17 protein-coding genes are annotated in these 12,233 nt (G+C 68.5%); 14 read left to right on the top strand and 3 right to left on the bottom strand.

Features of this window, described 5'->3' with window-relative positions; all coding sequences use genetic code 11:
• Positions 1 to 61: 61 nt before the first annotated feature.
• From ACFHPP_RS29320 to ACFHPP_RS29310, 3 genes are all read right to left on the bottom strand, one after another.
• Positions 62 to 1,203, bottom strand: a protein-coding gene (locus tag ACFHPP_RS29320) for an IS3 family transposase (protein WP_437166771.1) whose coding sequence is annotated in 2 segments (ribosomal slippage) — positions 62 to 927 and positions 927 to 1,203 — 1,143 coding nt in all. Because the reading frame shifts where the segments join, the coding sequence is not laid out codon by codon here.
• A gap of 111 nt (positions 1,204 to 1,314) precedes the next feature.
• Entirely contained in the window at positions 1,315 to 2,565 is a 1,251-nt protein-coding gene (locus ACFHPP_RS29315) for a type II toxin-antitoxin system HipA family toxin (protein WP_437166770.1), read from the bottom strand.
• Positions 2,546 to 2,872, bottom strand: a complete 327-nt coding sequence (locus ACFHPP_RS29310; protein ID WP_437166769.1) for a helix-turn-helix transcriptional regulator — start codon at positions 2,870 to 2,872, stop codon at positions 2,546 to 2,548. The genes ACFHPP_RS29315 and ACFHPP_RS29310 overlap by 20 nt, the downstream gene beginning before the upstream one ends.
• A gap of 362 nt (positions 2,873 to 3,234) precedes the next feature.
• On the opposite strand from ACFHPP_RS29310, the gene tnpA (ACFHPP_RS29305) reads away from it, so the two are divergent.
• The 14 genes from tnpA (ACFHPP_RS29305) to ACFHPP_RS29240 form a co-directional block, all read left to right on the top strand.
• Complete coding sequence (gene tnpA / locus ACFHPP_RS29305) at positions 3,235 to 3,627, top strand: IS66-like element accessory protein TnpA (RefSeq protein WP_437166768.1); 393 nt, start codon at positions 3,235 to 3,237, stop codon at positions 3,625 to 3,627.
• Positions 3,624 to 3,773 (top strand): IS66 family insertion sequence element accessory protein TnpB, encoded by a 150-nt coding sequence (gene tnpB, locus ACFHPP_RS29300; protein ID WP_437166767.1) that lies wholly within the window; start codon positions 3,624 to 3,626, stop codon positions 3,771 to 3,773. The genes tnpA (ACFHPP_RS29305) and tnpB (ACFHPP_RS29300) overlap by 4 nt, the downstream gene beginning before the upstream one ends.
• A gap of 161 nt (positions 3,774 to 3,934) precedes the next feature.
• On the top strand, positions 3,935 to 4,339 hold the full coding sequence (gene tnpA, locus ACFHPP_RS29295; protein ID WP_437166766.1) for an IS66-like element accessory protein TnpA: 405 nt from the start codon (positions 3,935 to 3,937) through the stop codon (positions 4,337 to 4,339).
• Positions 4,336 to 4,692 (top strand): IS66 family insertion sequence element accessory protein TnpB, encoded by a 357-nt coding sequence (gene tnpB / locus ACFHPP_RS29290; protein WP_437166765.1) that lies wholly within the window; start codon positions 4,336 to 4,338, stop codon positions 4,690 to 4,692. Before tnpA (ACFHPP_RS29295) ends, tnpB (ACFHPP_RS29290) begins: the two co-directional genes overlap by 4 nt.
• Before the next feature lie 13 nt (positions 4,693 to 4,705).
• Positions 4,706 to 6,325 carry an IS66 family transposase gene (gene tnpC, locus ACFHPP_RS29285; RefSeq protein ID WP_437166764.1) on the top strand — a complete coding sequence of 540 codons (1,620 nt, stop codon included), beginning with the start codon at positions 4,706 to 4,708 and terminating at the stop codon, positions 6,323 to 6,325.
• Between the two features lie 503 nt (positions 6,326 to 6,828).
• Entirely contained in the window at positions 6,829 to 7,644 is an 816-nt protein-coding gene (locus ACFHPP_RS29280; protein WP_437166763.1) for a hypothetical protein, read from the top strand.
• Positions 7,645 to 7,951: 307 nt separating this feature from the next.
• Positions 7,952 to 9,115 (top strand): hypothetical protein, encoded by a 1,164-nt coding sequence (locus ACFHPP_RS29275; protein WP_437166762.1) that lies wholly within the window; start codon positions 7,952 to 7,954, stop codon positions 9,113 to 9,115.
• Positions 9,112 to 9,540 (top strand): hypothetical protein, encoded by a 429-nt coding sequence (locus tag ACFHPP_RS29270; RefSeq protein ID WP_437166761.1) that lies wholly within the window; start codon positions 9,112 to 9,114, stop codon positions 9,538 to 9,540. The genes ACFHPP_RS29275 and ACFHPP_RS29270 overlap by 4 nt, the downstream gene beginning before the upstream one ends.
• 47 nt (positions 9,541 to 9,587) lie before the next feature.
• Positions 9,588 to 9,818: a hypothetical protein gene (locus tag ACFHPP_RS29265; protein WP_437166760.1), complete on the top strand. Its 231-nt coding sequence runs from the start codon at positions 9,588 to 9,590 to the stop codon at positions 9,816 to 9,818.
• Entirely contained in the window at positions 9,815 to 10,144 is a 330-nt protein-coding gene (locus ACFHPP_RS29260) for a hypothetical protein (protein ID WP_437166759.1), read from the top strand. Before ACFHPP_RS29265 ends, ACFHPP_RS29260 begins: the two co-directional genes overlap by 4 nt.
• Positions 10,145 to 10,203: 59 nt before the next feature.
• Positions 10,204 to 10,398, top strand: a complete 195-nt coding sequence (locus ACFHPP_RS29255; protein ID WP_437166758.1) for a hypothetical protein — start codon at positions 10,204 to 10,206, stop codon at positions 10,396 to 10,398.
• Positions 10,395 to 10,820, top strand: coding sequence for a hypothetical protein (locus tag ACFHPP_RS29250; RefSeq protein WP_437166757.1), 426 nt, complete (start codon positions 10,395 to 10,397; stop codon positions 10,818 to 10,820). Before ACFHPP_RS29255 ends, ACFHPP_RS29250 begins: the two co-directional genes overlap by 4 nt.
• 132 nt (positions 10,821 to 10,952) lie before the next feature.
• Positions 10,953 to 11,405: a hypothetical protein gene (locus ACFHPP_RS29245; protein ID WP_437166756.1), complete on the top strand. Its 453-nt coding sequence runs from the start codon at positions 10,953 to 10,955 to the stop codon at positions 11,403 to 11,405.
• Between the two features lie 75 nt (positions 11,406 to 11,480).
• Positions 11,481 to 12,233: helix-turn-helix domain-containing protein (locus tag ACFHPP_RS29240; RefSeq protein ID WP_437166755.1), on the top strand; the 753-nt coding region annotated here is incomplete at its 3' end.

Genomic DNA, 12,233 nt, shown 5'->3' with positions numbered 1-12,233 from the left:
TGAGGTGGTCCCCATCCCTCGGACAGTTTGGTGGCCTGGTTAAGCTCGGCCCTGGTTGTTGTCAGGCCGCCAATCTCGTCGTCTCTTCGGCCCCATACGCCTCGTCCGGGGTCTGCCCGCCGAGCCCGCTATGGGGCCGCCCGGCATTGTAGTAGCCGATCCACTTCGTCAGGCCCGCGCGCAGCTCCGACCCGGTCTCGAACGCATGCAGATAGACGCATTCGTACTTCAGGCTGCGCCACAGGCGCTCGATGAACACATTGTCCATCCAACGGCCGCGGCCGTCCATCGAGATGCGCACCGCCGACGCCGTAAGCACCTCGGTGAACCGCGGCGAGGTGAACTGGCTGCCCTGGTCGCTGTTGAAGATCTCCGGCGGCCCGAACCGCGACAAAGCCTCCTCCAGCGCGCTGATGCAGAACTCCACGTCCATGGTGTTCGACACCCGCCAGGACAGCACCTTCCGCGTCGCCCAGTCCATCACCGCCACCAGATACAGAAAGCCGCGCCGCATCGGGATGTACGTGATGTCGGCGCACCAGACCTGGTTCGGCCGCTCCACCACAAGGTCCCGCAGCAGATACGGCCAGACCCGATGCCCCGGATGCGGCACCGTCGTGCGTGGCCGCTGGTAGATCGGCGCCAGCCCCATCCTGGCCATGAGGCGCCGGGTCTGTTTGCGGCCGACCGCATGGCCTTCGCGGCGCAGGTGCCGCGCCATCTGACGCGAGCCGTACCACGGCGTCTCCAGGAACTGCGCGTCCACCAGCCGCATCAGTTCGAGGTTCACCAGCGTCTCACCCGCCGGCCGGCGGTAGAACCCCGAGCGGCTGATCGAGACCAACGCGCACTGACGCACGACCGACAGCCGCGGATGCTCCGGCTCGATCATCTGCCGCCTCCGCTCGAGGCTCATCGACCGGAGGCTTTCGCCAAAAAATCCCGCTCCACCAGCAACTGCCCGATCTTCGCGTGCAGCTTCTCCACATCAGCCTCGACCGCCTTCGCCGTCTCCGTCGCCGCGGATTTCGCCGAGAACACCCCCGCCAGCCCTTCCGTGGCCTGCCGCTTCCATTCGCCGACCATCGTCTGGTGGATGCCGTGTTTCGCCGCCAACTGCGCCGTCGTCAGCTCACCGCGTAGCGCTTCCAGCGCCACCTTCGCCTTGAACTCCGCCGAATACCTCGTCCGCTTGCCCGCCATATGGGGCTGTCCTTCTCTCGCGCAGACCGAGCTTAACCGCCTGTCCGAAGATTGGGGGCCACCTCAGTCAGTGCGCTAGGAGGGAGGCCGGGTGGAGCTTTTGTTCGTCAACTATCCTCGAGGCCTAGCAGCTTCGGCCCACCGTAGCCCGTAGTTTTGGGCCAGCACCGCTCGGTCTTGGTCGCTTGCGCGATGCTCGTCCAGAAGTTCGCGCATGCCAGCTAGGCCTGCCTCGACCTCCTCCGATATAGCTCGTCCCTCATCCATGGTGAGACCGAAGGCTGAGCAGCATAGTACGGGTAAGCTTCCATCCAGTGCTGGAGACACTCCCTTGGCTGGAGCGAGCGTGGAACGGAGTAGCGGACTCGGCACCATGTCGAAAGCAGGCGACAGCCTCCACTTCCCATCGACCCGGATGAACCCGTGGTTGCGGAGGTGGTCGTCCGCGTTATTGATGGCGCGGTTGTACAGCATCCGCCGGAAGAGTTCGCTTGCTGGTGGGCGAATGCCCGCACCCCGCCCTTTGGCAGCAATATCGGCATAGGTGACTTGAGTTTGGTTGTAGGCCCATGGAGCCACGCCCATGAGGGTGCCCGCGCTCATGTAGCCGAGCCTCTTCGCTCCCTGGCGGTCGAACCGCTCCACGAGCAGCATAGTGAAGCGGCCAGCCTCGACCAGGCGGCGGCGCGGGACTTCGATACCACAGCGCTCGGCTAGTTCCAGGCAGACCATCTCTATACGCGGGTCGTTGAACCGATCTCCGTAGGCAGGCAGCTTGACCAACCAGCTGCACCCCTCTGAGCGGAATGTGCCTTTCGGGCGCGCTCCTCCTATCGCTGCGCTGTCTCGCAGCAGTAGCATGACATGCCGGTCTGCGGGCTGGCCTTCTTCGAACCGCTCGGCGGCTTCAGCAAGCGCCTCGAGGTCCTGCTCCCCATCGGTCAGTTCGACCAATGGCTTGTCGGGGAGCCAGCGCGATGGGCCGCTCTCATCGGGTCCGAAGGACAGCTCCCCCGACCGCTCGTCGCCAGCGAGCGCCAAATACTCCGCCATGTCCATCTTCCGGTCCGGGTAGGCGCGGTCCATGACTGCCTTTCCCCAGCCGTCGGGGCCTGCGTCGTAGAACGGCAATGGCACGTTGTGTGGCGTACTCACCGTGGACTTAGAAATCATGCGTAGCCCGGTCGGGAACAGGTCACGTCTCGTCGCACCGTTCTCAACCCAGGTCCGAGCGTATCTGAAGCGGCTCTGGCGCATGTCCTGACCCTCGAAGGTCAGGAGACCGGCAGGATGCACCTCTCCGTTCGCGTCCGGCCCAAAGACCACCAGCTTTTCAATGCGCTCAGAAGTCGGCCAAGCCATCGCTCACACCTCCCCGCTGGCGGCCGTGAACAGCCTCCATGTCTTCGCCCAATGGGTCGGTCTCAAGGAGTGTGGGCAGGCGCTCCGGATAGCCAAGGATTTCAAGAGCGCGAGCGAGCAGCGCCAGGCTCGTTGTCCCCTTCCCCGCTTCCAAGGCGACCCAGGTCATCCGCGAAACACCCGCTCGCTCAGCCATCTCGGCTTGGCTGAGGTTCCGCCGGAGACGTGCTAGCCTGACACGCTGGCCCAACAGGCCAACACCCGCCTCAACGTCTGCTGGCAACCTCATTCTCGTCGACTTGCTCATTAAAGTTAGCCCTAAACCGGGTTAGTGATAAATATAATGAGCAATGCACTGTCTGTCACCCGCTGTTTTCGGTGCGACTAAGCCTGCGGTCACCGGCTCATCCGCAGCACCATGGCCACGGCTAGCGGACGGGAGGCGCGGAGAGCAGGAAGTGCTGCGCCACGGCTCAGCGCTCTCGAACCATGTCTAGCCCGGAAAATTCATTAGGCTGGCTGGACCGCGCGAACGGCGGTCGGCTGGCGCGTCGGTGGAGAGGCGGTCGCGTTCGATCCCCACCGTAAGCGCGGCGTGGAGGCCCGTCTTCCGGCGCGGGGTGTGAATGTGCTGGGTCGGCCCGTGGCTGGGAGGCTCGGGTCAACATTATGGTCGACGTTGATGCCGACGCAAAGGGCGACGGGTATCGCCGGGTCGAGGTTCTGACAGGGCCTGGCCGGCGGCAGAGATGGTCGGACGACGTCAAGGCGCGGGTCGTGGCAGAGACGCTCGAGCCTGGCGCAGTTGTCGCGGAGGTGGCGCGTCGCTGGCAACTCTCGTCGCAGCAGGTGTTCACCTGGCGGCGCGAAGCGCGTGCCGGCGCAGCCGCACCGCTGGGCTTCGTGCCGATCGTCACGGAGGCGGCAGCCAGCCTTGCCGCGACTGGTCCCTTGTCACCGATCGAGGTGACGCTGGCCGGCGCGGTGCTGCGCATCGTGCCCGGCAGCGAAGAGGCGCTGCTGACGACGGTGCTGCGGGCGATCCGGGTCTCGGCGGCATGATCGCGCTGCCGGCCGGCGCGCGGATCCTGCTGGCGAGCAAGCCGGTCGACTTCCGCAAGGGCGCCCACTCGTTGGCGGCGTCCGAGTTGGGCGCTGATCCGTTCTCGGGCGCGGTGCTGGTATTCCGCTCGAAGCGATCCGACTGAGTGAAGATCCTGGCGTGGGATGGCAGCGGCTTATTCGTAAGCGGCGCGTAGAGGCCGTTCTTCCGTAAGCGGCGCGTAGAGGCCGTTCTTCCGCGCGGTGAGTGGCGCCTGCTGTGATGCCTGATCCTGAATGGAGAGATCGGGCTGAGCTTATGGCTGACATGATGTCTGACGCGAAGGGCGAGGTGTATCGCCGGGTCGAAGTTCTGACGGGTCCGCGGCGGCGGCGGGACTGGTCGCCGGACGAGAAGGCACGCGCAGTGGCGGAGAGCTGTGTTCCGGGCGCGGTGGTGTCGGAGGTGGCGCGGCGCTGGCAGATCTCGCCGCAGCAGTTGTTCACCTGGCGGCGCGAGGCGCGGGCTGCGGCGGTGACGGAGACGATGGTTGGTCTGAGTTTCGTTCCGATCGTGGCGGAGCCGGCGGCGTCGACGCCCGATGCGGCCGCGGCGGGCCCGGGTCCCTCGCTCGAGGTGAAGCTGGCTGGTGCGGTGCTGCGTGTTGCGCCGGGGACGGATGCGGAGTTGCTGACGGCGGTGCTGCGGGCGGTGCGGGCGTCTGCGGCGTGATCTCGGTTCCTGCTGGTGTTCGCATTCTGCTGGCGGCGCAGCCGGTGGACTTCCGGCGCGGCGCGCACGCGCTGGCGGCGTTGGCGGCGGAGGCGCTGGGGGAGGATCCGTTCTCGGGTACGGTGCTGGTGTTTCGTGCCAAGCGAAGCGACCGGGTGAAGATCCTGCTGTGGGATGCGAGTGGCCTGGTGCTGGTGTGGAAGCAGATGCAGGAAGGCGGCTTCGTCTGGCCGCCGGTGACAGACGGCGTGGTGCGGCTATCGGCGGCGGAGTTCTCGGCGCTGTTCGATGGCCTCGATTGGCGGCGGCTTGGAACGCCGAGAAGGGTTCCCAGACCGAGTGCGGCTGCGTAGAATCGGCGGCACGATGCGCGCTGCTGGCAACGACGCGAGGGAACTGCCGAAGAGCCCGATGGCTCTGCGCGCGCTGTTGCTGCGGTCCTGGTCCGAGCGCGACAGCATCGTCGCCGAACATGAGAAGCTGAAGGCGCAGGTGGCTGCGCTTGCCACCGAGCGCGACGTGCTGGCGGCACAGAACGAACAGCTGCAGGCGTTGCTGGTGAAGCTGAAGCGGATGCCGTTCGGCCCGCGGTCGGAGCGGCTGCCCGAAGACCAGCTGCACTTCGCCTTCGAGGAGATCGTCGCCACGGTCGCGGCCAACGAGGCGGAGGCCGAGAAGGCGTCGCCGCAGCGGCGCGCCGAGGCGACCGAGACGCGGCGCAAGACGCGCGGCAAGCTGCCGGCGCATCTGCCGCGGGTCGAGGTGGTGCTCGAGCCGAGCGACACGGCCTGCCCGTGCTGCCGCGGCGCGATGGTGGTGATCGGCCACGACATCTCGGACCGGATCGACGTGATCCCTGCCCAGTACCAGGTGCTGGTGACGAAGCGGCCGAAGCTCGCCTGCCGGGCCTGCGAAGGCGTGGTGGTGCAGGCGCCGGCGCCGGAGCGACTGATCCCCGGCGGACTACCGACCGAGGCGACGGTCGCGCATGTGCTGGTGTCGCGCTACGCCGACCACCTGCCTCTGTATCGCCAGTCGCAGATCCTGGCGCGGCAGGGCATCGAGATCGGCCGCGACACGCTGGCCTCCTGGGTGGGCGTGGCGGCGAACGAGCTCAAGCCCGTGGTGGCGCGGCTGCGCGAGATCCTGCTGGGCTCGGCGCGGCTGTTCGCCGACGAGACGACGATGCCGGTCCTCGATCCGGGCCGCGGCAAGACGAAGACAGGGTTTGCCTGGGCGATCGCGCGCGATGACCGGCCCTGGGGCGGGGGCGAGCCGCCGGCGGTGGTGTTCCGCTACGCGCCGGGTCGCGGGCAGGAGCATGCGAAGGAGTTGCTCGGCGACTACGCCGGGCTGCTGCAGTGCGACGGCTACGCAGCGTACAAGAGCGTCTCCTCCTCGCGGGCCGATGGGCCGACGCTGGCGTTCTGTTGGGCGCATGTGAGGAGAGAGTTCTTCGATCTGTCGAAGGGCGGGACGGTGCCAATCGCCACCGAAGCCCTGCAGCGGATCGCAGCCCTCTACGCCATCGAGGCGGAGGTCCGCGGCAAGCCGCCGGATGTCCGTCGCGCGGCGCGCCGGGCCCGCGGCAAGCCGCTGGTCGAGGATCTGTTCCGCTGGTTCGAGGCGCAGCTCGCGCGCCTGCCGGGGCGCGCGCCGACGGCGGAGAAGATCCGCTATGCGATGAACCATCGAGAGGGTCTTGAGCGGTTCCTCGACGACGGACGCCTCGACATCGACTCCAACGTGGTGGAGCGTTGCATCCGCCCAGTTGTCCTGGGCAGAAAGAACGCGTTGTTCGCCTCGGGAGACGACGGCGGCGAAAGATGGACGGCCATCGCGTCTCTGGTGGAGACGTGCAAGCTGAACGGCGTCGAGCCGCAGCGCTACTTCACCGACGTGCTGACCCGCCTCGTCAATGGCTGGCCGCAGAGCCGCATCGACGAGCTCATGCCCTGGCATTGGGCGCCCGCGAAAACCGCCTGACCGTCAAGCCATCGGGAGGAGGGCCCGGAACCGGCGCTTACGCTTATTCACAGTCGTCGCGGCTGCAACAGCGGCGGCCCATCCCAGGATCTTCGCGGCGTAAATGCTAGCGGTCACGCCAATTGCGGCTCCCGCAGGTGGCGAGGACGGCGTGCCGAACGACAAGGCATCCTGCCGCCAGGGGCAGCGGCCTTGCGGAAAAGCGCGTAGCAGCCGCGGAAAATCGCTTAGGAAAGACGCTGCTCGCGGAAAACCAATCAAGGGTGGAACCCAACCCCCGATCATCCGCGACCTCCCGCTGGGTTCAACCGCTCGCCTGACGGATTGCAGGCGAGGAGCCGCGAAGTCCGACTGACGCGGCCTCGGCGACGAAGAGGAAGGAAGATCAAACCAGGCCCCGCGAGGGGGCCGTTCGGGGGGCGGGCACCCATGCCGCCCCCCTCTCGGCCCCCCTCGCGGAAGCCGAAGATTGCATCGGGCGGTGCTCAGCGGAGACACGGCACATGTCAGAACCACCACGCAACACCGCCGGCACGCCGGACGAGACCAGCACTACGGATCAGCCAAGGCTGCCGGCCGACGCCGAGACGCCCCGCATCGGCGCTCTCGTCGTCATCTCCCCCGCCGCCGTCGCCCAATTCGTGCCGCCGGGACCAGGCACGACGATGCCCGCATCGTCCGAACCGGACGAAGGCATCGTATTCGTTGCTCACCTGCCGCTCGGCCCGGTCCGCGACGTCACTGTTCGGCACTTCGACCACACTCGCCTGCGCATCGCTGGCGCCGCAGCCACGCGCCTCGTCGTCCTCACGAGCGACGGGCCGGCCGTAGCCGCGGCTCTCGGCGTGCCGGACACCACGGTCCACCTGACGGAGGACGGCGGCACCGTGACGGCCGTGGCCCGCGTCGCGGCCGCGATCGGACTCGCACCCCAGCACGCGTGGCCGGAGGACGAGACCGGACGCCTCGCGATCCTGCTCCGGCTGCTGCACGCCTCCGGCCACCACCCGGACGCGCCTGCAAGGCTGGCGCGGCTCGGCGCCTACATGCTCGCCATCAACAGCGAGCAGGTGCCGGTGCCGCTGACGGACGATGAGCTGATCCGGATCGGCAGGGTCGCGGGCTTCGGGGCGGAGGCGCTCGACCCCGGCTTCGCCCTCGGCGACGCCTGGCCGGCTCACCTCAGCACGGAGGAACGCGCGGCCATGCCGGACGAGGGCGCCGTCCATGCCCTTTTCCGCGAGGCGGCGAAGGCGCTTGCCCGCGTCGCGCCATCCAGGCCGGGCGCCCCTGAGCCAACCAAGGACGGCGCAACCTGAAATGGGGCGGGTCCGGGAGATCCCGGGCCTGCTCTTCCTCGCCGCTTTCCCCCGGGTCACCTCCATGCCCGCGACCCGACAACCCTGCCCGTCGTGCCGGGGGATGCGACCCCACGGCAGGACGGCCTGGCGGATCCCACCGCCCACAGCACCGAATCTCAGGAACCCAATGAACCGGAAGACCCCGTCCTCCCGCGGCCCCTCGCGCTCGTCCGCCCACCAGCTCCACCTCGATCTCGGGGTGCTCCGCCGCACGCGGCGACGCCGCCGCGAGCCACAGGCGTGCAGGACAGCAGCCTACCCGACGATGCCGCCGCTGCGGCGGAGCTGCATCCTACCGCCCGGCACCCCGAAGGCTCCGCCTCCAGGGCAGGGCTTCGTCTACGAGCTCGCCGACGCCGTGGACGGCGCGGCCGTCTACGTCGGGGTGACGTGCCGACATCCGAGCGATCGCCTGGCGCAGCACGTCTCCATCGCCCGCTATCGTCGGGGCACGAACCGCCGCCTCACGGGGTGGATCCGTCGTCTTGCCGAGAGCGGCAGCGTCCTCATCATGCGCGTCGTCTCCCAGCACGCCGCCGGGCCCGAGCTGGTCGCGGCCGAGCAGGCGCGCATTGCCGCGCTCCGCGCCACCCTCGGAAGCCGCCTCCTCAACCTCGGGCCCGGCGGCGAAAGCGCTCCCGCCGGCCGCCTTGTGCCGGACGTGCAGCGCGAACGCGCCCGCCTTGCCCGGCGGGCACGGCAGCGGGACGACGACTACCGCCGCAACCTCAGCGCCGCATGCTCTCGCCGGCGCCACAAACCAGCGTCGCTGAACGCCCTCGTCGCCGATTTTGCGGTGGCCGATCCGGCGGTGCCGATGACAGAGATCTGCCGCCGGCACGGCATCGGCGAGACGCACCTGATCGGGATCCTCGCCGGGACGCACAACAACCTCGTCCTCGAGCCCGACCTCCTCGCAGCTGCACGCGTAGCACAGAGCCGCCGCGTGGCGCTCCGGCAGGCGGAAGAGACGCGCATCGCCACCGCAGTCGCGGAGGCGCTCCGCGCCTACCTCGCCGCGGCGCCAGGCACCGCCCTCGCCGAGGTCGCACGGGGCCGCGGCATGGACCCCAGACGGCTGCAGGAGATCCTCCGCCGCGGGGAGCACGGCATCGCCGACGGGCTCGCACGCGCGGTCCAAGCGCGCATGGCCGAGAATCTCCGGCTTCGCGGCCGCGTCCTCGGCCGCCGCGCCCGCCGCATCGACAGGCGATGGCTCCGCTGGCTGCTAACGGCCTATGCGCGGCCGGGCTCGCGGCTCACCCTCGTCGGGATCGCGGGACGGCTCGGCGCCACGCAGTCGGCGATCTCGCACATCCTCGCAGGGTGCAAAGGCCCCCCGTTGCCTCGAAGCCTCGCGATCGCCTGCCGGCGGCGTGCCCACGATGCCCGGCTCGCGTCGCTCCGGGGGCGGGGCCCCGTGCAATGACGACCCTCGCCACCATCACGCCGAGACGACAGCGTGCGCCTGGCCAGCGGGCGGAGCGGGTCGACCGCAGGCAGCTGCTCCGGCTGCTGGAGGCCTACAGCAGGGGAACTCCTGGTCTGAGCCTGGGGGACGTCGCCAGACGGCTGGGTGTCACGCCGGCGCGGATCTCGCAAATTCTCGCGGGACAAACGCGACTGCCGCTGTCGCGCCGTCTGGTGCGGCGCTGCCGCCAGCGCGGCCAGCACCTGCGAGGGCAGGCCGGCCGCAGCCTGCGGCTGCTCTCCGACGACGAGGTCCGCGAGGCACGGCGGCGGCGTGCAGGGGGCGAGACGCTGCAGGCGATCGCCGGTGACCTCGGCGTATCGCGGGGCGTGATGAGCCGCGTCGTCCGACGCCTGAGCTACGGCGACATCGACGACCGATAACCCCCGAGTCCTGCTCCCGCCACAGCCCCCTTCCTCAAACATCATCTTTGAAAGCCCTGACCATGCCTATTGAAAACGACGGCCGCAGGATCGGCCGCTACGTCGTCGTGCAAGACATCGACGGCCGCACACACGCCCTCTCCGTCACCGCCGTCGCCGCAATCTGCTCGGACGACAACGAGGGTTCGGTCCTGCTCCTCCCGGCCGGGCGCCTCGTGCGCGTCGATGCACCCCTCGAACAGGCGGCTGCCTGGTTCAACGGCAAGGGGCAGCGATGATGTTCCACGCACGGATCCGTCTCTGGATTGTGGTGGAGCGCGCTGCTCCCGACGTTCCGCCGACGCGGCACGTGCAGGGCTGGATCGTCGGCCATGACCGGCTGAGCCCGGGCGGCCTACTCGACGGGGAGCCCTACATCGGGTCGCATCTGGAGGATCTGGACCTTGAGGGCAGGATGGCCCGAAACCATCGTGGCCGGCTCATTCAGCTCGTGGGAGATCCATGGCCTGGGGACAAGGTCCCGGAGGAACTGCGCCGCATGCAGGAGCGCGCCGAGGCGGAATGGCGCCTACCGCCAGGCACGACCTGGCGCAGGATCGCATAGCCATGCAGGGGGCATTGAGAATGGCCACGAGAAGGCTAGCGAGGCGGCAGCGCGCCTGGTTGGTCGATCCGGTGGCGGTGAGGATGCCGGCAATCGCGTGCATGTCGCTGCTGCCGGCCCGCGCGCGCATGGTGGCCATGCTGGTCATGTGCCGGCGGCGCCGGCGTCGCATCCTGCTCGAAGCGGCGCGCGGCTGGGTGATGCTCGTCCCGGTCGTGCCGCGGGCGGTCGCTCGCCTCAGGAGGCCGCGATGACGAGAAACAGTCGCGTGGATCGCGCCCTTGCCGGCAAGCTTCGTCGAGACGAGCTAACCGAGGAGGAGGGGCTCGAGTTTAACCGACGCATGCACGAGGCGGTGGACCGGCCGGATCCGGCGGTCGACGCATACTATGCCACGCTTCAAGCGCGGCCTGGCAGCATGGGAACCGATCCCGATGGGGTTCTGCGCTACTGCCGACGGGATGAGATGCACGTGCTCGTCAGCGATGTTCCCGTGGATGGAGAGCCGTGGATCACGCCGGGTGAGGTCCTCGACGATCTCGAAGCCATGCGCGAGGAGGCGCTCCAGCGGGATGACGGGTGGGCAGCATTCGTGATCAGCTTGATGATTGCTCGCGCGCGGCTTGTGCTTGGCTGCCCCAAAAACGGCAAGGACGCTGGCACCGGAGGCGACTAGACGTGCCACCGCCGATACACCTCTCAATTCGCGGGCACGTCGCTGACCTACGCCTGCCGCGACGTGCCGGTCGCGCAGCACCCCCAGCCGGTCGCGACCGGAAGACCATGAAATCCAACACGACAGGACAGGATGATGACTGATGATGGTGCTGCGCGCCGGCAACGCCGGCGGCGCGTGCCGCTTATCGTGGCGCGAGGCCGTGCTTATGTGCCGAGCGATATGCGGGCCGCTGTTCGACGCGCGAGCCAGTGCCTCGCCGCGGAGGCAGCGGCCGGCCGTGCCCCGCCGCTGGCGGATTGGGTACGGGACCTGCGGCGAAGTGGACGCGCTGCGGGCTATGCCTCAAGGCGCCGGCTCGTGATCGTGCGGTTCGACGTCGATCCCGCGTCGATGGAAGATATCATGGTAAGCACCGGAGCGCGGACGGTTGCCGAGGCTCACACGCTCGAGGCGTACCTGCACGCCTATATCGACGGCGCGGGTCTGGGCGACGATCCGAAGGGGCCGCTGTTCCGTACCCTCGGGCGCGGCACGAAGCGACTGACGTGTAGAAGTTTCGACTTGACCGGACGGTTGGTATAATCGGCGGGGAGAGAGGCCGGGGCGCGGAGCCATAGGCGAAGCGCAGCGCCCCGGCTGGACCGATGGGAGAGCCCCATGACCCAGACCGAACGGAAGGTGATCCGCGCCAAGGTTGGCCTGCTGGAGTTGGCCAAGCAGCTGGGCAACGTGACCCAGGCGTGTCGCGTGCTCGGCTACAGCCGGGACAGCTTTTACCGCTTCCGCGACCTCTACGACCGCGGCGGCGAGTTGGCACTGGCCGAGATGACAAAGGCCAAGCCAAACTTGAGGAACCGAGTGGCGCCGGAGGTCGAGGAGGCCGTCGTCGCAATGGCCGTCGAGCAACCCGCCTGGGGCCAGGCGCGCGTTGCCAACGAGTTGCGCCAGCGGGGGATCGAAGTGTCCCCCTTCGGCGTGCGCAACATCTGGCTGCGCCACGACCTGGCTATCATGAAGCACCGGTTGAAGGCGCTCGAGGCGAAGGTGGCGCAAGAGGGCGGCGTGCTGACCGAGAGCCAGCTGGTGGCGCTGGAGAAGGCCAAGGCCGACAAGGAGGCCCATGGCGAGTTCGAGAGCGAACACCCCGGCTACTGCGTCGCGCAGGACACCTTCTACGTCGGCACCCTGAAGGGGGTGGGGCGGATCTATCAGCAGACGGCGATCGACACCTACTCGAAGGTGGGCTTCGCCAAGCTCTACGACCGGAAGACCGCGCTGACCGCGGCGGAGTTGCTGAATGACCGGGTGATCCCCTTCTTCGACGAGCACGGGCTGCGCATCGACCGCGTGCTGACCGACCGCGGCACCGAGTACTGCGGCGCTCATGACCGGCACGAGTACGAGCTCTAC

The organism is Falsiroseomonas sp. E2-1-a20, assembly GCF_051433195.1.
Classification (GTDB): domain Bacteria; phylum Pseudomonadota; class Alphaproteobacteria; order Acetobacterales; family Acetobacteraceae; genus Falsiroseomonas.
This window is presented reverse-complemented; position numbering and strand designations above follow the sequence as displayed.

Coding starts and splice junctions, on each gene's coding strand:
- tnpA (WP_437166766.1), top strand. CDS start 3,935: ATGATGTCTGACGCGAAGGGCGAGGTGTATCGCCGGGTCGAAGTTCTG.
- ACFHPP_RS29310 (WP_437166769.1), bottom strand. CDS start 2,872: ATGAGCAAGTCGACGAGAATGAGGTTGCCAGCAGACGTTGAGGCGGGT.
- ACFHPP_RS29315 (WP_437166770.1), bottom strand. CDS start 2,565: ATGGCTTGGCCGACTTCTGAGCGCATTGAAAAGCTGGTGGTCTTTGGG.
- ACFHPP_RS29270 (WP_437166761.1), top strand. CDS start 9,112: ATGACGACCCTCGCCACCATCACGCCGAGACGACAGCGTGCGCCTGGC.
- tnpC (WP_437166764.1), top strand. CDS start 4,706: ATGCGCGCTGCTGGCAACGACGCGAGGGAACTGCCGAAGAGCCCGATG.
- ACFHPP_RS29275 (WP_437166762.1), top strand. CDS start 7,952: ATGCCGCCGCTGCGGCGGAGCTGCATCCTACCGCCCGGCACCCCGAAG.
- ACFHPP_RS29250 (WP_437166757.1), top strand. CDS start 10,395: ATGACGAGAAACAGTCGCGTGGATCGCGCCCTTGCCGGCAAGCTTCGT.
- tnpA (WP_437166768.1), top strand. CDS start 3,235: ATGGTCGACGTTGATGCCGACGCAAAGGGCGACGGGTATCGCCGGGTC.
- tnpB (WP_437166767.1), top strand. CDS start 3,624: ATGATCGCGCTGCCGGCCGGCGCGCGGATCCTGCTGGCGAGCAAGCCG.
- ACFHPP_RS29245 (WP_437166756.1), top strand. CDS start 10,953: ATGATGACTGATGATGGTGCTGCGCGCCGGCAACGCCGGCGGCGCGTG.
- ACFHPP_RS29280 (WP_437166763.1), top strand. CDS start 6,829: ATGTCAGAACCACCACGCAACACCGCCGGCACGCCGGACGAGACCAGC.
- ACFHPP_RS29260 (WP_437166759.1), top strand. CDS start 9,815: ATGATGTTCCACGCACGGATCCGTCTCTGGATTGTGGTGGAGCGCGCT.